The 18906-nt window shown below is 69.3% G+C and carries 16 protein-coding genes and 1 pseudogene; 7 read left to right on the forward strand and 10 right to left on the reverse strand.

Annotation, left to right across the window (positions count from 1 at the left end; genetic code table 11):
* Nucleotide 1: 1 nt before the first annotated feature.
* Nucleotides 2-985, reverse strand: coding sequence for an ABC transporter permease (locus ACZ4N4_RS25205; protein WP_467592834.1), 984 nt, complete (start codon nucleotides 983-985; stop codon nucleotides 2-4).
* A gap of 561 nt (nucleotides 986-1546) precedes the next feature.
* Between ACZ4N4_RS25205 and ligA the strand changes: the two genes are divergently transcribed.
* Nucleotides 1547-3640, forward strand: coding sequence for an NAD-dependent DNA ligase LigA (gene ligA, locus ACZ4N4_RS25210; RefSeq protein ID WP_467592311.1), 2094 nt, complete (start codon nucleotides 1547-1549; stop codon nucleotides 3638-3640).
* 57 nt (nucleotides 3641-3697) lie between these two features.
* Here the strand turns inward: ligA and ACZ4N4_RS25215 are convergent, their stop codons facing one another.
* Entirely contained in the window at nucleotides 3698-3868 is a 171-nt protein-coding gene (locus tag ACZ4N4_RS25215; protein WP_467592313.1) for a hypothetical protein, read from the reverse strand.
* A gap of 102 nt (nucleotides 3869-3970) precedes the next feature.
* On the opposite strand from ACZ4N4_RS25215, the gene ACZ4N4_RS25220 reads away from it, so the two are divergent.
* On the forward strand, nucleotides 3971-7423 hold the full coding sequence (locus ACZ4N4_RS25220) for a phosphodiester glycosidase family protein (RefSeq protein WP_467592315.1): 3453 nt from the start codon (nucleotides 3971-3973) through the stop codon (nucleotides 7421-7423).
* A 226-nt stretch (nucleotides 7424-7649) separates the two neighbouring features.
* Here the strand turns inward: ACZ4N4_RS25220 and ACZ4N4_RS25225 are convergent, their stop codons facing one another.
* Entirely contained in the window at nucleotides 7650-8684 is a 1035-nt protein-coding gene (locus ACZ4N4_RS25225; protein ID WP_467592317.1) for a hypothetical protein, read from the reverse strand.
* Nucleotides 8685-8897: 213 nt separating this feature from the next.
* Here ACZ4N4_RS25225 and ACZ4N4_RS25230 point away from each other — a divergent pair, with 213 nt between their 5' ends.
* Nucleotides 8898-9536 (forward strand): hypothetical protein, encoded by a 639-nt coding sequence (locus ACZ4N4_RS25230; protein ID WP_467592318.1) that lies wholly within the window; start codon nucleotides 8898-8900, stop codon nucleotides 9534-9536.
* Between the two features lie 212 nt (nucleotides 9537-9748).
* On the opposite strand, the gene ACZ4N4_RS25235 is transcribed toward ACZ4N4_RS25230, so the two are convergent.
* Nucleotides 9749-10063, reverse strand: a complete 315-nt coding sequence (locus ACZ4N4_RS25235) for a nuclear transport factor 2 family protein (RefSeq protein ID WP_467592320.1) — start codon at nucleotides 10061-10063, stop codon at nucleotides 9749-9751.
* A 214-nt stretch (nucleotides 10064-10277) separates the two neighbouring features.
* On the opposite strand from ACZ4N4_RS25235, the pseudogene ACZ4N4_RS25240 reads away from it, so the two are divergent.
* Nucleotides 10278-10382 (forward strand): annotated as a pseudogene (locus ACZ4N4_RS25240) (IS5/IS1182 family transposase); the annotation flags it as partial.
* Nucleotides 10383-10874: 492 nt separating this feature from the next.
* Here ACZ4N4_RS25240 and ACZ4N4_RS25245 read toward each other — a convergent pair.
* From ACZ4N4_RS25245 to ACZ4N4_RS25260, 4 genes are all read right to left on the reverse strand, one after another.
* Entirely contained in the window at nucleotides 10875-11354 is a 480-nt protein-coding gene (locus ACZ4N4_RS25245; RefSeq protein WP_453574444.1) for a hypothetical protein, read from the reverse strand.
* Between the two features lie 232 nt (nucleotides 11355-11586).
* Entirely contained in the window at nucleotides 11587-12450 is an 864-nt protein-coding gene (locus ACZ4N4_RS25250; protein WP_467592322.1) for a hypothetical protein, read from the reverse strand.
* A 583-nt stretch (nucleotides 12451-13033) separates the two neighbouring features.
* On the reverse strand, nucleotides 13034-14389 hold the full coding sequence (locus ACZ4N4_RS25255; RefSeq protein ID WP_467592324.1) for a beta-1,3-glucanase family protein: 1356 nt from the start codon (nucleotides 14387-14389) through the stop codon (nucleotides 13034-13036).
* A 264-nt stretch (nucleotides 14390-14653) separates the two neighbouring features.
* A complete protein-coding gene (locus tag ACZ4N4_RS25260; RefSeq protein WP_467592326.1) occupies nucleotides 14654-15922 on the reverse strand; it encodes a 4-hydroxybenzoate 3-monooxygenase in 1269 nt (422 codons plus the stop codon).
* A 323-nt stretch (nucleotides 15923-16245) separates the two neighbouring features.
* On the opposite strand from ACZ4N4_RS25260, the gene ACZ4N4_RS25265 reads away from it, so the two are divergent.
* Complete coding sequence (locus ACZ4N4_RS25265; RefSeq protein ID WP_467592328.1) at nucleotides 16246-16392, forward strand: hypothetical protein; 147 nt, start codon at nucleotides 16246-16248, stop codon at nucleotides 16390-16392.
* Between the two features lie 34 nt (nucleotides 16393-16426).
* On the opposite strand, the gene ACZ4N4_RS25270 is transcribed toward ACZ4N4_RS25265, so the two are convergent.
* Together ACZ4N4_RS25270 and ACZ4N4_RS25275 are read right to left on the reverse strand one after the other, a co-directional pair.
* Nucleotides 16427-16672, reverse strand: a complete 246-nt coding sequence (locus tag ACZ4N4_RS25270; protein ID WP_467592330.1) for a DUF5133 domain-containing protein — start codon at nucleotides 16670-16672, stop codon at nucleotides 16427-16429.
* Nucleotides 16673-17175: 503 nt separating this feature from the next.
* Nucleotides 17176-17736, reverse strand: coding sequence for an EF-hand domain-containing protein (locus ACZ4N4_RS25275; protein WP_467592332.1), 561 nt, complete (start codon nucleotides 17734-17736; stop codon nucleotides 17176-17178).
* Nucleotides 17737-17750: 14 nt separating this feature from the next.
* Here ACZ4N4_RS25275 and ACZ4N4_RS25280 point away from each other — a divergent pair, with 14 nt between their 5' ends.
* Complete coding sequence (locus ACZ4N4_RS25280; RefSeq protein ID WP_467592334.1) at nucleotides 17751-17927, forward strand: hypothetical protein; 177 nt, start codon at nucleotides 17751-17753, stop codon at nucleotides 17925-17927.
* Between the two features lie 109 nt (nucleotides 17928-18036).
* The gene (locus ACZ4N4_RS25285; RefSeq protein ID WP_467592336.1) at nucleotides 18037-18855 is read left to right on the forward strand and encodes a ricin-type beta-trefoil lectin domain protein; all 819 of its coding nucleotides are present in this window, start codon (nucleotides 18037-18039) and stop codon (nucleotides 18853-18855) included.
* Nucleotides 18856-18906 lie beyond the last annotated feature (51 nt).

Consider the following 18906-nt stretch of genomic DNA (forward strand, 5'->3'; position numbering starts at 1 on the left):
GTCAGCTCACCCTGACCCTGGGGTCGAGGAGGACGACCGCGATGTCGGCCAGTACCGCACCGATCGCTGTCATGGCGGCTCCGAACGCGGCAACAGCGACGGCGCCGTGCACATCGTTCTTGCCGATGGTCTGGATGAAGTACTGGCCCATACCGTTCCAGCCGAAGACGGTCTCGGTGATCACTGCGCCGGTGAAGACGGCCGGGATGCTGAATGCCACCGACGTGGCGGTCGGGATCAGCGAGGCGCGCAGCGCGTGCCGGCGGATCGCCTGGGCGCGTGTCAGCCCGGTGGCGCGGGCGGTGCGTACGTAGTCCGAGTTGATGCTGTCCAGCAGCAGCGAACGCTGAGTCAGGTGATAGCCGACATAGCCCAGCAGAGTCAGGCACAGTGTCGGCAGGATGAGGTGCTGGAACCGGTCGGCGATAGTCGGCCACAGTCCGGTGACGGTCGGCGACTTCTCCCCGGCGACGTACAGGAAGCGCCATCCGAGGTGCTGGTTCAGCCAGATCCCGGCGAAGACGACCGCCAGCGCCGCGACAGCCGTCGGGACGTTGAACAGGAACACGGAGACGAGCTGGGTGATGCGGTCCCACCACCCGTACTGGCGGGAGGCGGTGAACACGCTGAGCGCCACACCCGCCACCACGGACAGCAACGTGGCCGCGGTGACCAACTGGCCACTGACCACGACCCGGAAACCTATCTCCGAATTGACAGACGCCCCGACCGGGGACCTCCCCCAGTCGAAGTGCAGGACCACGTTGCTGAACCAGTGCCACCACCGGTCCGCCAAAGGGACCCGCGGATCCAGGTTGTACGGTGCCAGTGACCGATCAATCTGTTCCTCCGTACGCACCGGCCGCAGCCCCCGGTAGTTGGACCTCGGGTCGAGGAACCACGCGGCAAGCAGGTATGTCACATTGGTGGCGACCACGATCATGGCCAGCCACCCTGCGGCCTTGCGTATCACATGGCGGACCACGAGCCCGCCTTCCTGCAGGAACGGGATGCGGCGGCGGTAGCCGCACGCAGGGCCGGCGGAGGTGTGCCGGGTCTGGGCATGGGCCTGATGCTTTCTGGACGGACATGAACACACCGCCCTGGCTGGGGCGGCGGTGCGCTTGTGTGCCGCGGCCCTGCTCTTTCCGTATCGGGTGAGTGGGCCGACCACGAATAATTCTTCGGCGGTGATCACGTGCTGCGCCAGCCTTCCAGCGGGCCTGCCATGTGATCGCAATGCGCATGTCACGAACCTCGGCTGTGCCGGAGCCGCCCCGCCACCGCAGACCGACCCCATGGCAACGGACTTCCGCCCCATGCGGTCGAGACTGCCGAGGCGCTGGGATTCACCCAGTTCACCATCGACGCGGACCCGAACGCTGAGCCTTTCTACGAGGCCATGGGAGGCATCCCCGCCGGCCGTGTTCCCTCCGGGTCGATTCCTGGCCGCACCCTCACCCAGTACCTGTGCAGGGTTCAGAGCTGACGTCCTGATTCTTCCCGTCCGGTCCCGTTGTCAGTGGTGGACGGCAGGATGCGGGACATGACGACACCTGCAGCAGAGATCGTGGATACCGCCGCCTACGCGCAGGCGGTCGAGGCGGCCGTCGAGGCGGCGGCCGCGTACTACGCCGGCGGCACGTCGCGGCTGGACGACGACGCCTACGACCGGCTGGTGCGCTCGATCGCCGCGTACGAGGCCGGGCACCCCGGGCAGGTGCTGCCCGACTCCCCCACCGGGAAGGTGGCCGGCGGCACGGCGGAGGGCGACGTCCCGCACACGGTGGCGATGCTGAGCCTGGACAACGTGTTCTCCGCCCAGGAGTTCACCGCCTGGACCGAGTCGCTGGCCCGCCGTATCGGGCACGAGGTCGCACGCTTCCACGTCGGGCCGAAGCTCGACGGACTCGCGGTCGCCGCCCGCTACACCGGCGGCCGCCTGACCCGGCTGATCACCCGTGGGGACGGGACGGCCGGGGAGGACGTCTCCCACGCGATCGGCACCATCGAAGGACTGCCCGAGCAGCTGGCCGAGCCGGTCACCGTGGAGGTACGCGGCGAAGTCCTCATGACCAGCGCCCAGTTCGAGTACGCCAACGAGGTGCGCACCCAGCATGGCGGGCTGCCGTTCGCCAACCCGCGCAACGCCGCGGCGGGCACGCTGCGGGCCAAAGAGCGCCTCTACACCGTGCCCATGACGTTCTTCGGCTACGGACTGCTGCCGCTGCCCGACACCGACCCGGTGCCGGCCGAGCAGCTGACCGCGTCCGCGCACAGCGACCTGATGGACCTGGTCGGCAAGCTCGGCGTGCACACCAGCGCCCACACCGCCGTCCCGGACACCGTCGCCGAGACCGTGGAGCAGGTCCTCGCCCGGGTGCAGGAGATCGCCGCGGTCCGTGCCGGGCTGCCGTTCGGGATCGACGGCATCGTCATCAAGGCCGACCTCGCCGCCGACCAGCAGGCCGCGGGCTCCGGCTCGCGCGCACCGAGATGGGCGATCGCCTACAAACTCCCGGCCGTGGAGAAGATCACCCGACTGCTGGAGGTGGAGTGGAACGTCGGCCGCACCGGGATCATCGCCCCACGCGGCGTCCTCGAACCGGTCGTCATCGACGGCTCCACCATCACCTACGCCACCCTGCACAACCCGGCCGACATCACCCGGCGCGACCTGCGCCTGGGCGACCAGGTCATGGTGTATCGCGCCGGCGACGTCATCCCCCGCATCCAGGCCCCCGTCGCCCACCTGCGTACCGGCGAGGAACAGCCCATCGCCTTCCCGGAGACCTGCCCGCGCTGCGGATCGGACATCGACAAGCGCGAGGAACGCTGGCGGTGCACGCAGGGCCGCAACTGCCACCTGGTCGCCTCCCTCGCCTACGCCGCCGGCCGCGACCAGCTCGACGTCGAAGGCCTCGGCCACACCCGGGTCGTCCAGCTCGTCGACACCGGCCTCGTCACCGACCTCGCCGACCTGTTCACCCTCACCCGCGAGCAGCTCCTCGGCCTGGAGCGGATGGGTGCCACCAGCACCGACAACCTCCTCGCCGCGATCGCCAAGGCCAGACAGCAGCCGCTGTCGCGGGTGCTGTGCGCCCTCGGGGTACGGGGTACCGGCCGCTCCATGTCCCGGCGCATCGCGCGCCACTTCGCCACCATGGACGACATCCGTGCCGCCACCACCGAGGCGATGCAGCAGGTCGACGGCATCGGCGTGGAGAAGGCTCCCTCGATCGTCGCGGAACTGGCCGAACTCGCCCCGCTCATCGACAAGCTCGCCGCCGCGGGCGTCAACATGACCGAGCCCGGTGCCACCCCGCCCGTCCCCGGCGAGGTGGCGGGCCCCGACGGCGACAGCGCGGCGCCCTCCGCCGCGGAGGGGGGTCCGCTGGCCGGGATGACCGTGGTCGTCACCGGCGCGATGACCGGAATCCTGGAGAAGCTCTCCCGCAACGAGATGAACGAACTCATCGAACGGGCCGGAGGACGCTCCTCCTCCAGCGTCTCCAAGAAGACCACCCTCGTCGTCGCCGGCGAGAACGCGGGCTCCAAGCGTGCCAAGGCCGAACAACTCGGCATCCGGCTCGCCACGCCCGACGAGTTCGCCGACCTCATCGGCGGCCACCTGAGCTGAACCGTCGAAGACGGGGCGCTTACCGACGTGGTTCAGGCCGCGGACCGCTGCCGTGCATCAGGAGGGGGACCGGCAGAGCTCCTCCGGTGTCTTGGCCGAGCCGTCACGCGCCACCCCCGGCACGGCGATGGCCGCCCTGAGATGCTCATGGCCGTCGGAAAGTTCGGCCGGAACCGAGAGTTGGCGGGATGTTCGTGAAGCGGGCGGAACGCCCACCAGGATGGTCATCTGACACACCCTGAACGGATACCTGTGGTCTGCCGGACAGGTGTGCGGTGGTCGTTGCGCGCCGGGAGCACCGGCGCGCACGACCGCAAGGACAGAACCCACATGACACTTCGCGAGAAGAGACCCGCCACCGCGGGCGCGCGCCGCACGGCGGTGGCCGCGGTGACTCTGGCGCTCATCGGTGCCGTGACCGGGGCGGGCATCGCCTCCGGTTCCGACGCCGTCACGGCCACGGACGGCCACGGCCACTCCGCACCGCGCGACTGGCTCCCGGAGACCCCGGAGAACTGGCCGCTGGTGGTGGACCGGACCCGTACCCCGTCCGAGACCGTCACCCGCGGCCTGAAGCACTACAGCGAGACCTACGACACCGTCGGCGGCCGTCAGCACATCCAGGTGCTCCAGGCCGACCTGACCGACCCGAATCTGCGGGTGGGCATGGTCGAGGCCGGCGACACCCTCACCTACCCGGCGGACGAGACACCGTCTTCGATGGCCCACCGCACCCACGCGGTGGCGGGTGTCAACGGCGACTACTTCGAGATCCACGGCAGCGGACGTCCCGTCGGCGGCGTCATGACCGACGGCCGACTGCTGAAGAGCCCCAAGGCGGGCTTCGCCTCCCAGCTCGGCGTCAAGCCCGACGGCACCCTGGTCATGGGGCCCGAGACCTTCTCCGGCACCATCACCGCCGGATCCGCCACCCGTGCGCTCACCTCGGTGAACACCGTCAACGACGTGGCCGGCGGAGGCATCACGGAGGTCACCTCCGACCTCGGCGAGACCCCGGGCCTGACCAAGACGTCCACGCTGGTGGCGGGGCACAGCACCGACGGCGGCTTCGTCGTCGACCGGTTGCTGACCGGCCTCACCACCGTGCCGCGCCTGGCCGCGGACGAGACCGGCCTGCTGGGCGCCGGCGACGGCGGGCAGTGGCTCACCGACACCCTGCACACGGGCGACACCGTCGAGATCGCCACCCGGCTGTCCCCCGATAACGATGTCACCCAGTTGGTCAGCGGCGTCGACACCCTCGTCAAGGACGGCAAGGTCTACCAGGACCCGACCGGCACCCCGCCGAGCGGCGCCAATCCGGAGACCGCCGTCGGCATCACCAAGGACGGCAGGCACGCGATCGTCGTCGCCATCGACGGCCACGGTGGCTCCGACACCGCCTTCGGCGTGACCCCGGAGCAGGCCGCGGGCTACCTGGTCGCGCACGGCGCGTACACCGGGATGCTCTTCGACGGCGGCGGTTCCACCGGCATGGTCAGCCGCGCCCCCGGCGCCGGCCAGGCCGAGGTCGTCAACACGCCCTCCGACCTGCCCGGCAACACCGAACGCCCGGTCGCCAACGGCATCTTCTTCTACTCGACGGCCAAGGAGCCGGGTGCCGCCACCAAAGTGGTCGTGAACGACGGGAAGACGGTCACCACCGTCACCGGCGGCTCCATCCCGCTGCCGGTGCACTCCGTCGACCGGTTCGCCAACCCGGCGGACGGCGAGACCCACGTGCGCGTCGAGCCCGCGGGCCTGGCCACCTACGAAGACGGCAAGCTCACCCCGCACCGCTCCGGTACCGGCCGGATCGTCGCCTGGAACGGCAGCGCGTCCACGTCCGAGAAACTGGAGGTCGTCAGCAGGCTGAAGACCCTCACCGTCTCCCCGGACCAGACGGACCTCGACAACGGCGCCACGCAGCAGCTGACCCTGTCCGCCACCGACCCGGACGGCAACCAGGTGCAGATCCCCGCCGAGGCCGCCACCTGGAAGACGGACCCGGCGAACCTCGGCGCCGTGGACGCCCACGGCCTGTTCACCGCGAGCGCCGACGACGGCGGACTCGCCGAGGTGAGCGCGACGGTCGCGGGTGCCACCGGCACCACGTCGATCGCGGTGGGCAGCGTCAGCAAGGTCATCGACCCGATGAACAGCCTCGACCACTGGCGCCTCAGCAACAACACGACCGGCAAGCCGGCCACGCTGACCGCCGACGCCGGGGTCGTACCGCCCGGTTCCACCGAGTCCGGATCGCTGAAGCTCGACTACTCGATGCCGGCCGCTTCCGGCGTCAAGCAGCTCGTGCTCACCCCGAACGTCACCCTGAAGACCGACACCGCGGGCGGCCATGTCCCGACCGCCATCGGCATGTGGATCAAGGGCGACGGCAACGGCATCGAGCTGGCCGAACGCTACATCGGCGTCAACGGCTCGGCGACCACGCTGTATCCGACGTACGTCACCTGGAAGGACTGGCACCTCGCCATCGCGCAACTGCCGGCCGGCATGCAGTTCCCGCTGACCATCAGCTTCGTCGACTTCCTGGCCATCAGCCCGAGCACCGCCTACAGCGGCTCGCTCAACGTGGCCGGTCTGCAGGCGCTGTACTCCCCGCGGCCGGTGACCGTGCCCGAGTACCACGCCGTGCCGAACAACCCGAAGTGGCTCTCGTACGAGGAGGACTCGGCGGACTTCGCCCGGCACGGCAGCACCCTGCTCACCGGTGACGACGCCCACCTGCTCGCCTCCGACCCGAAGTCGGTCAGCGGCAACGTGATGGACTCCATCGCCGGGCGGCTGCCCACGCTCACCCCACAGGCCCGGCCGGACGCCGCCCAGTTCCTCGGCGACATGTCCGACGACGGCAAGCTCGCCGACCTCCGGTTCGCCAAGTCCAAGATGGACGCGCTCGGTGTTCCCGAGCGGGACATCGTCGGCAACCACGAGATCACCCAGGGCGCCGACGCCGAGAACGGCAACTACAGCGACACCTTCGGCGACACCCACTACGCCTACAGCCAGGGCACGGCGCGGCTCATCGTCACCGACAACTCGCACGGCAGCCTCCAGTCCTCGGACCCCTTCCAGGATCCCGAGGGCGCCCAGTACCCGTGGCTGGTCCAGCAGTTGACCGACACCACCGCCAAGGACGTCCTGGTCGTCACGCACATGCCCGCCTACGACCCGCACCCGGCCGCGAACAGCCAGTTCACGGACCGCTGGGAGGCACGCATGTACCTGCGGCTGGTGCAGCGCTACCAGCAGACGCACCCGAAGCAGCACGTGATCATGATGTACGGCCACGCCCGCGGCTTCGCCGAGCAGATCCTCGACCCCGAGGGCCACGCCACCACGGTGGAGAAGGGCGGCATCCCGCAGTTCACCTTCGCGGACCTCGGCATGCCCGCGTACGCTCCCGCGGACCAGGGCGGCTTCTACCACTTCGGGCTGATCCGGATCGGTGACGACGGCGACCTCCAGTACACCGTGGAGCCCGCCATCGCCTCGATCACCGTCCAGAGCCCGAAGGACCCGATCGCCAAGGGGGACCACCTCACCCTGACCGCGACCGGCGACCAGGTGGCCGGCGACAACATCGCACCGCTCACGATTCCGATCGCGGACCCCGCCTCACACGTGTGGTCCTCGGCCGACCCGAAGATCGCCTCGGTGGACCCGTCCACCGGAGCCCTGACCGCCCACCGCTCCGGCACGGTCACCGTCTCGGTGACCTCCGGCGGCGTCACGGGCAGCGCCCAGGTCGTCGTACGGTGACCCGCTGACCCGAGGAGGGGGTGCCCGGGACGGACCGGGCACCCCCTCGCCCGGCGGTCTCCGCCTCCACCCGCAGCCCCTCGCACGACCGCGCCCGCTCGTACGGCAGCGCGCTCAGCGTCGTTGGCGGACCGGCTGGTGCGGGATCCCCTACCGGGCCAGGGACCTCTCGGCCTCCTGTCCCCGACGCGGCCCGGGGAACGCCGGTGGAAGGTTCACCGGCGGCTCACTGCATGTTCTCAAGGTGCGGGTGATCGAAGGACGTGGGGCAGATGTAGATCTGCATGTTGTATCCGCGGCCGATCTCCACCATCGGCGGGTCTGACGGTTTGCGCAGGCCGACAGGCGCCGAAGGTTCCTCCTGGTCTTCGAGGGGGATCCAGCTGCCGCTCCCGCCATCCCATTCTCCGGAACTCACGGTGAGCAGCGGCCGGTACGTGGCCTTGCAGACATCGCAGTGCATGGGCCAGGGGTCACAGAAGCTCCACGGTCCCCAGCCACCGACTTTCCACCCCGGCGCGACCGAGTGCTCGTACTGGTAGTAGGCGCCGCCGGGGCTGAACTCCTCGTCCGGGTCTTCCTCGGCCCACTGCCTGCGCCCCCAGTCGTACAGACGCTCCGCGAGTTCCTCAGGCAACTCGTGGGGCGCGGGGTACTCGGTCACGGCCTCAGGATGGAGCACGCACGGCTCGGGAACGTAGTGTCCGTAGTGATCCACATCGGCCGGTTCCGGCGGATCGGCGAGCAGCTTGTCGACGCTCCTGGAGTCCCGCCAGACGAGGTGGGCTGCGGGAAGCCCCTCGTCGTGATCCAGGGGGCACCACAGCACCTGCAGCAGGTCCGTTCCCTCGGGGCCGGACAGCCCGGGTATGTCGCGCAGGTAGAGCTGGGCGACGGGGAGCAGCGCATTTGCCCCGGAGTGTGGTGGATGTCCTGTTTCAAGTTCGTCGAGGTACGCCCGTTGGTCGGGATCGAGGAGGTTCTCGCGAGGAGCGCGAGGACGCAACCAGGCTGCTTCGAGCAGCGCCCGGCGTTGACGGACATCGCCGAGGGAGACAGGGAGGACGTGGTGGTGGTGCTCCTTGGTGCAGACCGGCCACGCGTCGTCAGCCGGCCACAGCAGGGGGCCGCCGATGGAACTCTCGTGGACAGTCGGCTCACCAGGGCGTGGGTGAAGGCGCACTGCCTGCCGTGCCAGCGGAGCCAGCTCCAGGAACACGGACGCGATGTCGACAGGCCGGGGTGGCGTGGTTCTCGGCAACAGGACTCCTTCTCCGGTCACGCACGAGTTTCGGGCGGGACTCTATCCGCCTGCACTGACAGCCCCATCGACGGCCATGCGGTGAGGCGGCACTGCCGTTTGAGCCATCTTGTCGGCCGGTTGTTCAGCGCTGAAGCGAGGAGCCGCTCATCGCCGGCATCCGTCTCCGCCGACTGCGGGCCCCGTTGCGAAGGGGCCAGTAGGGTCGTCGGCGTGCGCGATGTGCGGGTGGTATTGATCGGTGGGACGTCGAACGTCGGTAAGTCGACCGTCGCCGGAGCAGTGGCGGAGAGGCTCGGATTCGAGCGTCTGACCACCGACGGGCTGGCTCGGCACCCCGGGCGACCCTGGAGAACGCCGGAGCGGCAGGTACCGGCGCACGTCGCCGAGCACTACCGATCACTCACGGTTGACGAACTGATCACTTCCGTTCTCGGCCATTACGATCGGCTGTGGCCCCGCATCGAAGAGCTGATCACGGCCCATGCGACCGAGGGGCGGAGCAGCACGGGCCTGGTCCTGGAGGGGTCGGCACTCTGGCCCGTCCGCGTCGCGGGGCTACGGGTCCCACGCACGGCCGCCGTGTGGCTCACCGCGGACGACGCCGTGGTACGCGCCCGGGTGCATGCGGCAGGCCGCTACGAGGCAGCCACAGACGAGGAACAGCGACTGATGGACAAGTTCTTGGCCCGCACGGAGCGCTACCAGGTGCTCATGAACGACGCCATCGACGGGTTGGGCCTGGCTCGCATCGACGTGGGTGGCGGACGCCCCGTCACAGAACTGGCTGACTCAGTGCTCGCGGCAGTCGACACGCAGAAATCGGTCGGGCGATCATCAGCCGGTCGATGACCAGTCGTGGCGGCCGGCCGATGCCGGATTCCGATGCCAAGCCCCCCACGAGTACCTGCCTGGTGGCTCCTGAACGACGACTCCATCGAGACCAGAGACCGCGTCGCCGGGCTGCTGGTCCTGCTCAGCCCTCGGCGGCCGAGCACTGGTCAGCGGGGTCCACCAGAACCACGTACGCAGCCGACGTGGCCTGGCGACCATGACAACTGCCTCTACGAACCCGGCACAGGCGTGGCTTGGTGGTAGTACATCCGCCATCCGGAGCCTTCGTCCGTCTTTCGCCAGATCGAGCTTCTACGCGCCTGCCTACCGTCAATCGTGGTCTCGTACGTCAGATGCACAACGCCTGGAGCCAAGACGACGCCCGTGATATCGGAAGGCACGTATTGCGGGCCGTCTTCAGCCGCACCCTGCATGTCCGGCAGCTCGGAGAGCATCGCCTGACGGTCCCACCTGCGGCCCGAGGCGCCTACTTCCACGAACTCCGGATCGAAGAGTTGGTCTGCCAGCGCCCTGGATGCCCGCACGGCCGACTCATCAACTGCAGCTCTCGAGCGATCGCCTCGGTCACGCTGCCTTCTGTATCAGTGTTCATTGGATCATTTTGGCCCGGATGACCTCAGCACACGCAATCGAAATAGCAACTGCCCCAGCCGACGTCACAGCTGGGCCGCTCGACACTCAGCGAGCCCAGAGCGACAGGCGCTATTCCGCAGCCCGGAATATCCGAACCTACCGGTAATCGGCATCTCCGCCGCCAACACCCATGACAGCCAAGGGCTGCAGGCGCTGGCGCGCGGCATTCCGCCCAGCCGTTCTCGGTCCGGGCGCCGTCGGCGTCGGCCCCGTATCAACCGGGGCGCCACGTCCCGACAGGCATCGCCCCAGCTCCATAAGCCGAATAGCGCCAGGTAGCTCCCCAGCCCCGGTATGCGTGCACTCAGATGCTCGCGGATGTAACGGCCCAGCTGTCCGATACCGACATGGACCTCAACGAAGCGTGAGCACAACATGTAGGTGCTGACTGGAACGATCAGCAGGAACCCGCTCCTGGACGCACCGGTGAGGCTGGAGCTGAACACCGCTCCGGAGATGGTCAGTTGCAACGCGAGGAAATTGTGCTGAGTGGCTGCCGCTGCATTATCTCCTGTCTCGAGGCTACGAATTCCGCCAGCGGACCTTCGGTATCGCGATCCGTTGATGCGCTCGCCCACTCCACCCGGTCGTCGCCCCGACAGCTCACTCTGATCGCGCACGGGTCAGCATCACCAGGTGGCGGGAACTACGCATGACCGACCGGCCGCTGCCGAACAGGAGTCACGCCCGCCGCGTCCGAGGTCACTCGACGCCCAGCGGTTCGATACCCAGGTCCTCACGCATGGCGCTACGCATCTGCGCCATGGCCGCGCGCCGCCGCGCTATCAGGAGCGCTTCCTCGGCGGAGCCGACAGCCACCCCTCGGGCGTAGGCGTCGCGCAGGGCGCGCAGCCCGTGGAACGCTTCGTTCCCCGCCGTCACGACCTGCGGCGGCCCCACGAGCCAAAGGCGTTCGCTGGCTGTATGGATGCCGGTGCCGCGGACGGCCTCCCGCACTGCCGCGTCACGTGCCGACGCGGACATGTGATCGCCCAGGGCGACGGCCCGTATGTCTTCACCTGCGGCTTTGAGGGCGGAGACGAACACGGTATACACCTCGCGCCGTATTTCCAGCGCGTGTCTGGCTTCTTCCCGTCGCCACCGGTTGCGGTCGGCGATCAGAGTGGCTGCGATACCGATGGCGGCACCGGCCAGTGTGGAGAGCAAGGGCATCCAGTCCATGTGCCGCAGCTTTTCCGAAACGGCGCGCCGCCACCAGTGGGTCTCGCTGCGAAGGCGGGCGCCCGGGTGTGCTGAGGGGACGATCGGCGCTCCGAGTCAGCGGCGCTGGGACCTGACCGAGCCGGACCGAACCTGCCGCGGGCGCGGCGTCAAGGACAGGTCAGGCCGGGACTTGCCCAGCCCGACACGTGGTTTGGGAACGAAGCCGTGGCCGGCCACGCCTGCCAGTGGTTCAGCCCTTGGTCTGATGACGTGAGACCTGTTCGCGTGCCCTGCGCCACCGTGACCTGGTCTGCTCGACCACGCTGTCCCACTCCTGGCGGACTTCGTGGTCCGACGGACGGTGGCCCCGACCGATCCGGCCGAGCTCGTCTCGTACTTCTCGTCCCAGTGCCGCTGACGCGACAAGGACGAGCATGGCTGTGAAGAGGGCGGAGACCATGGCGAAGACGGCTCCGACCACTCCGTAGCGCTCGACGGAGGAGTTAAAGAGATGCGGCATATAGAACTTTGCGCCCATCGAATAGGTCACCGTCAGAACGGCGCCGGCGACCGCGAAGGGAAGCAGGTCCGGCCAGTTGATCCGCCTCGCCGACAGGATCCAGCCGCTCCAGATCAGGAAGGCAGCGGTCACCGGAACCTCACACAGCAAGGAGGCCACCCGCAGCGCACCCCCGCCAAGGGGCGCGGAGAGCAACGCGATCGCCACTGCGTAGCCGCCGAAGGAAAGGATCCACCACAAGCCGTTGCGCGTGTTGCGCACGCTGAGGGGCTTGAGGTCCCACGTCTGTTCGAAGAGCCGCTGCGCTGCTCGCGCGAAACTCAACACCGAGATCGTCAGAAACACGACCCCGAAGACGCCCACGCTCGCACTGGTGCCTTCTGCGGGCGAGAACAGGGAGTTGACAGCGGTGGCGCCTGCTCCGGTGAGGTGGTAGCGCCTGATGATCCGCTCTGCGGCGTCGTAGTGCACGAAGTTGCTCAAGACGGCACTGACGAGGATGGAGAGCGGGATCAACGTCGTCAAGGCGCTGGATGCCAGTGCCATCGAGCGGTCGAAACCCACGATTTTCTGAAACCGGTTGATGACCCGCAACGCGAAAGCGGGACGCAGCCAGAACGTCAGCGTTCTGACGAGGCGCTCTCGATTGATCCCCGCCGTGCTGCCCTCCGTGAAGATCAGGACCTCTGTGGCGACCAGAGCCTAAACGACGATCGCCGGTCCGCTGAAGATCGACACAGGAAGCGGCACACCGACCACGCGGGTGCCTGGCGTGCGAGTTCACCGTGATGCGGGCTGCCCCGTTCCGCGCCGCGGGCGTCTCCGCACTGGATGATCCGGCCTTCTGCGGCTTCGACAACCGGATCACGCCGCCCACGAGCCGGGAGGGAGCTGCCGGGGACCCGGTGCGCGAGGCCCAGTGCCTGTCCCCAGTTATCACCCCATCGGCGGTCACATGCGGTGTCCACGGCGACACAGGCGCTTCACGCCGGCGAACTCTCCCGTGACGGGACGTCAGCGGACGCCGGCATTCGGCCGCCGGGAGCCTCGCGGACGGCGCCGTTGTTCGGGGGTCTCGAAGTCCGCAGTCGGCGGGTCCGGCCGGGTCGGGTGTGACCCGGCAGGGCCCGCCGGTCGGGGGATCAGAGTGGGTTCGGTGTCCGCGTCACCGGATCGGCTACCAGCCGACCGCGACCAGGAGCCATTGCGGGTTGGCGTGGGAGATGAAGGAGGACTGGCCCGCCACGTCGTCGTAGGGGAAGCCGTAGGCGAGGTGGTTGATGGCGTTGTCGTGCCAGAACTTGGCGTAGTAGTTCGCCGGTGCCGCCGTGTAGAACTGGGCGGGGTCGGACTGCTGGGAGGCCGGCAGGGTGGCGACGTGGCGGTTGAGGGCGGCGCACATGTTCGGGTTGCCTGCCAGGGAGGCCGCGCAGCCGAAGATGTCGGAGGTGGCGGCGTTCACGCCCACTGACTGGGCGTACGAGGTGAAGTAGTTCGCGTTGGCGCCGCCCGCGCGGAAGCTCGGGTCGCTGCCGGGCGCGATGATCCGGTACGGGGCCTGGGTCTGGGCCAGCACCTTGAACTGACTGGGCACCGCGTCGGTGAAGCGCTGGAAGGTGGTGGCGCGGTCCTCGGCGAAGGTCTGCCGGTTCTCGCCGACCTCGGCGTCGTAACCGTCCTTGGTGTGCAGGCGCATGGCCAGCTTCAGGCCGAAGGCGTCGACCCGGGTGGTGTTGCCGTTGAAGACGTTGTTACCGACCGTGAACTCGATGAAGTCGTAGTACGAGCTGGTGGGCGAGCCCAGGTAGAAGTACATGCGGCCCGCGGAGTTGGCCGGCATGTCGAGGTAGGGCTGTTCGGCGATGGAGTGCGTCTGGCCGTTGAAGCTCCAGTACACCTGGCTGTCGGGGTACTTGCCGTTGGTGCGGTTGAGGATCTTCACCTCGACGGCGTTGTTCGCCGCGGGTATGTCACTGGTGCTGCCCCAGAAGTCGTCCGGCGGGGTGGTGCTGCCGGGGCCGTAGACCTGGAACTCCCACAGGGAGTATCCGTAGGGGGTGCCCCGCGCGGTGCCGTAGACGCGGACGTAGCGGCCGCTGCCGGTGACGGTGAGGTTCTGGATTCCGCCGGTAGCGGTGGTGGTGGAGTAGACCGTGGTCCAGGTGCTGGCGTCGGTGGAGGTCTGGATCTGGAAGGCGGTCGCGTAGGCGGCCTCCCAGTTCAGGGCGACGCGGCTGAGCTGCTGGACGGACCCGAGGTCGACCCGTAGCCATTGCGGGTCGGCGAAGGCCGAGGACCAGCGGGTGCCGGTGTTGCCGTCGACCGCCGCGCTCGCGGGGAAGGATCCGTTCTCGGTCGAGGAGGCGGTGGCCGGCTTGCCCTGGGACAGCAACTGGTCGGCGGCGTGCGCGGGCGACGGTGCGACGACCGCGAAGAAGGCGGCGATCAGCACGACGACCAGGCCGAGAGCCAGCCGCGGGGCTGCGGCGCCGGCCGGTGATCTGCGGGTGGGTGCGCTGGCGGAACTCTGCATGCGGAGTCTCCTCAAGCCGGTTCGGCGTGTGGGGGGATGGAGCAACAGCAGATATGAGAGCGCTCCCTCGGGTTGTAGACCCATCGGTCTCCGCCGTCAACAACTGAAGCTGAAAGCAATCGGGATGCGGCCTTGCGGACGACGCGGTGCTGGTCTCGGCGTCGGTCTCGCGCACAATGCGCCCACCGCATTCAGCTTCCGATCGCACAGACGGCCCCAAGTCGGCCCGTTTCTGCAACCCTTGACGCAACCGGTACGGACCTTTTATGACGCCGGCCGAGGCAGATCGTGCAGTGTGAGGCCCGTGGAGGCGGGGTGGTCCTGGGCCGGGTCGAGGCCGGTCATGAGTTCCGCGAAGGCCTGTGCGGCGGGCGGGGAGGTGAAGAGGCGGTCGAGGCGGGCGCGGGCCAGGTTGCGCAGGAAGGGGCCGCAGTCGGTGTCGTCGCCGGCGTCGTGGACCGTGCGGGTCAGCCAGTGGGAGAACTCCTGGTCGCTCCACACCCGTCGCAGGCACCGCTCGGAGTAGGTACGCAGGCCGGTGTCGTCGTGGTGGTGGACGTGGTCGCGGACGGCGCGGGCGAAGAGGTCGGCGTCGTACAGGGCGAGGTTCATGCCTTTTCCGCCCATGGGGGACACGATGTGGGCGGCGTCCCCGACGAGGTACAGGCGGCCGTACTGCATGGGGTCGTGGACGAGGCTGCGCAGCCGGAAGGTCTCGCGGTCGGTGATCGGGCCCGCGGTCAGGGCGGGGTCGGCGAGCCGGGTCCGCAGCGCGTCCCAGACACGGGCGTCGGGCCAGGCGCCGGGGTGGTCGTCGGGCGGGCACTGGAGGTAGTAGCGGCTGCTGTGCGGACCTCGGGGGAAGTGTGCGGCGAAGCCCTGCGGGCTGACGGCGAGCAGGGGGTGGGCCGGGGGCGGGGCGTCGGCCAGGACGGTGAGCCAGCCGATGCCGTGGTCGAAGGTGTGGGCGGTGAGATGGCCGTCGGGGACGGCGGTGCGGGTGACGCCGTGTTCGCCGTCGCAGCCGGCGACGAAGGCGCAGGTGATCGTGTGCACGGTGCCGTCGGCGGAGCGGTAGCGGACGGTGGGACGGTCGCCGGTCAGGCCGTGCAGGGTGATGTCGGCCGTCTCGTAGCGCACCTCGCCGCCGTCGGCGAGGTGGGTGGCGGTGAGCTTCTGGACCAGGACCTGCTGGGGGCACAGACGCGCCCCGGGGCCCTCGGATCCGTCGCTGTCGTCGACGAGGTGACTCTTGCCGTCCACCCGGAACTCCAGGATGCCGTCGTGGGGTGGGCCGCCCAGCACCAGGTCGGCCAGCCCCCAGGACGCGAACATCCGCACCGCGCGGCTCTCCACGATGCCGGCCCGCTGCCGCTGTGCCACGTACTGGCGGCTGCGGCGCTCCAGGACGATGCTGTCGACGCCGCATCTGCGCAGCAGACTGGCTACGGTCAGCCCGGCCGGCCCCGCGCCGATCACCACCACGGTCGTGGATTCCGGAACCTCGTCCAACTTCCGCTCGGCCTGGGCCACTTGGCACCTCCGGAGGCAGCCTAGCGCCGAGTAGGGCCGGCCTGGGTGAAGCGGCGCGCGTGGTCACCGCTTCTGACCTCGACGACGTCCCGCGTATCGGAGCCCTGGCCGCGGGTGCCTGGGCGGTGGCCGAGGTCTCGACGGTCCGGCGGCCCCTGCTGCTGGAGGAGGCCCGCGGTCCGGGAGGGGCCGCCCCGATCAGGCGCGGACCGGGAAGCCGTCCGGAAGGCCAGAACCGGAGCGCCTGCGACGGAGCGGGAGGTCACCGACCGGCACGCCGAGTACGGAGTACGGCCCACCGAGTACGGGGTACGGCTCACCGATTGGCGGACGGCCTGTGGGCGCCGGCCGGGCCGCAGCTGTACACACAGCTCACAGCGGGGCGCGGCTGGTCGGCCGACATGTACGAGGAGTGGCTGGCCGGCACGCTCATCGCCACGCTCCTGCGGTCCTCCCGCCCGAAGCGGTAGGCCTCAGGCGGGCGGCGGAGCTTGGGGGGCATGCCTACGCGGCCAGGGTCTCGTCCTCGCGGCCGCTGCCCCCGTGGTCGGAGCGGTAGCCCTGCAACAGGGTGTCCGCCGCTTGCAGGGCCCGCTCCGCGTCGGTCGCTCCGGTCATCACGCACAGCGTGTACGTGGCGTCCTCCAGCAGGCGGCTGGTGCGGCCGGTGGGGCGTACGTCGTGCTCGATGCGCGCGTCGGCGAACCGGGCCAGTGCGGCACGCAGTTCCTTCTCAGCCGGATGAATCATGACGATTCCCCACTCCCCCAAGCTCGGCTCGCGGGCGCGTCGGCGCCGCCGCGAGGCACAGGTTGCACAGGTGGCGTCGCGCGCCACTCCTCGGCGCGGGACCGCGCCGAGCGAATCCCCGTCTGCCCCGCAACTGGACATCCATACCTGGATGGCTGAAGAGGGGCGCCGCGACAGGGGATCGGCGTCACGGCCCCGCCCCCTGCCCGAGGCGCGGGAGGGTGACGTCCCGGGCCCGTGCGGGCTCTGCTCTCCTTTCCGGGCCGGCGGGAGCTTCGCCGCCGGCCCCGAACACGCCTTGACGGAGAAACACTTGCCGGAGGGACACAGGGAGGCCGTGGGCGGCGGCCGCAACGCGGAACAGCAGGCCGTACGCGCCGTCCGGGTCCATCTGGACATGCCCGCACCGCCCCCCCGTCCGCGCGCCCGGTGACGTGACGTCGTGGACAGCGCTCCGCCGGGAGTCGACGATCGGCCTGTCCGAACAGAGTCGCCAAGGGCGTCTACCAAACCTGGGGCAGTTCACCGCACATCAGGTTGCCGGGTTCGCGGGGGTCGTCGCTGGTCCAGAACTGGGTCCACAGGGTGGCGAACTCCGGGCGGCTGAGGTAACCGTCGCCGTCCTGGTCGAGGCGGTCGAACACCTCCCCGGTCTCGACGGCCTGTCCGTGCCATGTGTCGATCAGGCGCTTGTGCTCGCCGCGGCCGATCCGCCCGTCGCCGTTCTCGTCCACCGCGTCGAAGACGGTGTCGGTCGTGGCGGTGACAGCCTCCGGGATGGAGGGCAACAGGTCGACCATGGCAAGGAGATCATCCATGTCGATCCGGCCGTCCCCGTCCGCGTCGACAGCGGCCGACAGCTGCTGCCACCACCCTCTCAGCACGCTCTCCACCCGCACGGCCAGCTCCGACTCCGCTCTCACCCGCGGCAGCCTGCCCCAACGGACCGCGAGCGCCGCGAAGTCCTCCTCCTCAAGGTAACCGTTGCCGTCCGCGTCGAACGCGTCGAACATCGCCCGAAGCTTGTTCCGCTGGAACTCACTGACCATCACATGCCTCCTCACACAGCACTGAGGAGATGCTGTCCGCAGGCGCCACTCCCCCAACGGCGCACGCGATCACTGGCCCGCAGGCCGACGACTCCGCCAGCCGGGCCGACGCCACGAGCGCCGGTTTAGCCCTCGCCAAAGGCAGGACGGACGAGACCACCGATGCCGCGTTCGGCCGCATCGTGCATGTCATGTTCACATCTTGACGGGCTTGGTATAGACCTTTAGCTTTCCCGATGTCAGGTCTTCCTCACGTGCGTCCTGTCGGTGTCCGCCACACCAACGTGCCACCTCGGAAAGGCTTCCTCACCCCCCATGGCTGCTCGCTCTTCCTTCCTCACCACCGCGTTACGCGGTACTCCTCTCATAGCCCTGCTGGCCTTGTTGATCAGCCCGTTGACCGCGACACCGGCCGCCGCGGCGACCGGTACGGTCACAGGCCTCGCCGGCAAGTGCCTCGACGTCGCCGGCGCCGACTCCGCCGACGGCACCCCGGTGCAGCTCTACGACTGCAACGGCACCAGCGCCCAGCAGTGGACCCCAGGCGCCGACAACACCCTGCGCGCCCTGGGCAAATGCCTTGACGTCACCGCCACCTCCACCGCTGACGGCGCCAAGGTCCAGCTGTGGTCCTGCACCGGCGCCGCCAACCAGCAATGGACCGTCACCGCCGCTCACGACATCGTCAACCCCGCCGCGAACAAGTGCCTCGACGTCACCGACCGCTCTTCCGCGAACGGTGCGCGGATTCAGATCTGGACCTGCACCGGCGCCGACAACCAGAAATGGACCGTTCCCGCGGAACAGGGCGGTGAACAGTGCTGGGCCACGCACTACGGTCCCCAGCCGCCCGGCGCCCTGACCGCCAGCGGCGAGGTCTTCGACAACAACGCCGACACGGTCGCCACCTCCCTCTCCCGCCAGCCCCAACTGCCCTTCGGTACGCGCGTCCAGGTCACCAACGTCGCCAACGGCCGGTCCCTGACCGTACGAGTCAACGACCGCGGCACATTCGCCCAGACGCCGCAGGAGCCCAAGTGCCTTGATCTGACCGACGGCGCGTTCAGCCGGCTCGGCGGTGTCCTCGACCCCGATGCCGGACACATCGTGGTGACCCAGCAGGTCCTCGGCTGAGACGTCTGCCTCCGCAGGCCGGTCACGCACTCTCACCCCCTCGTTCCACGT

It is taken from the genome of Streptomyces sp. NPDC026538 (genome assembly GCF_055567535.1).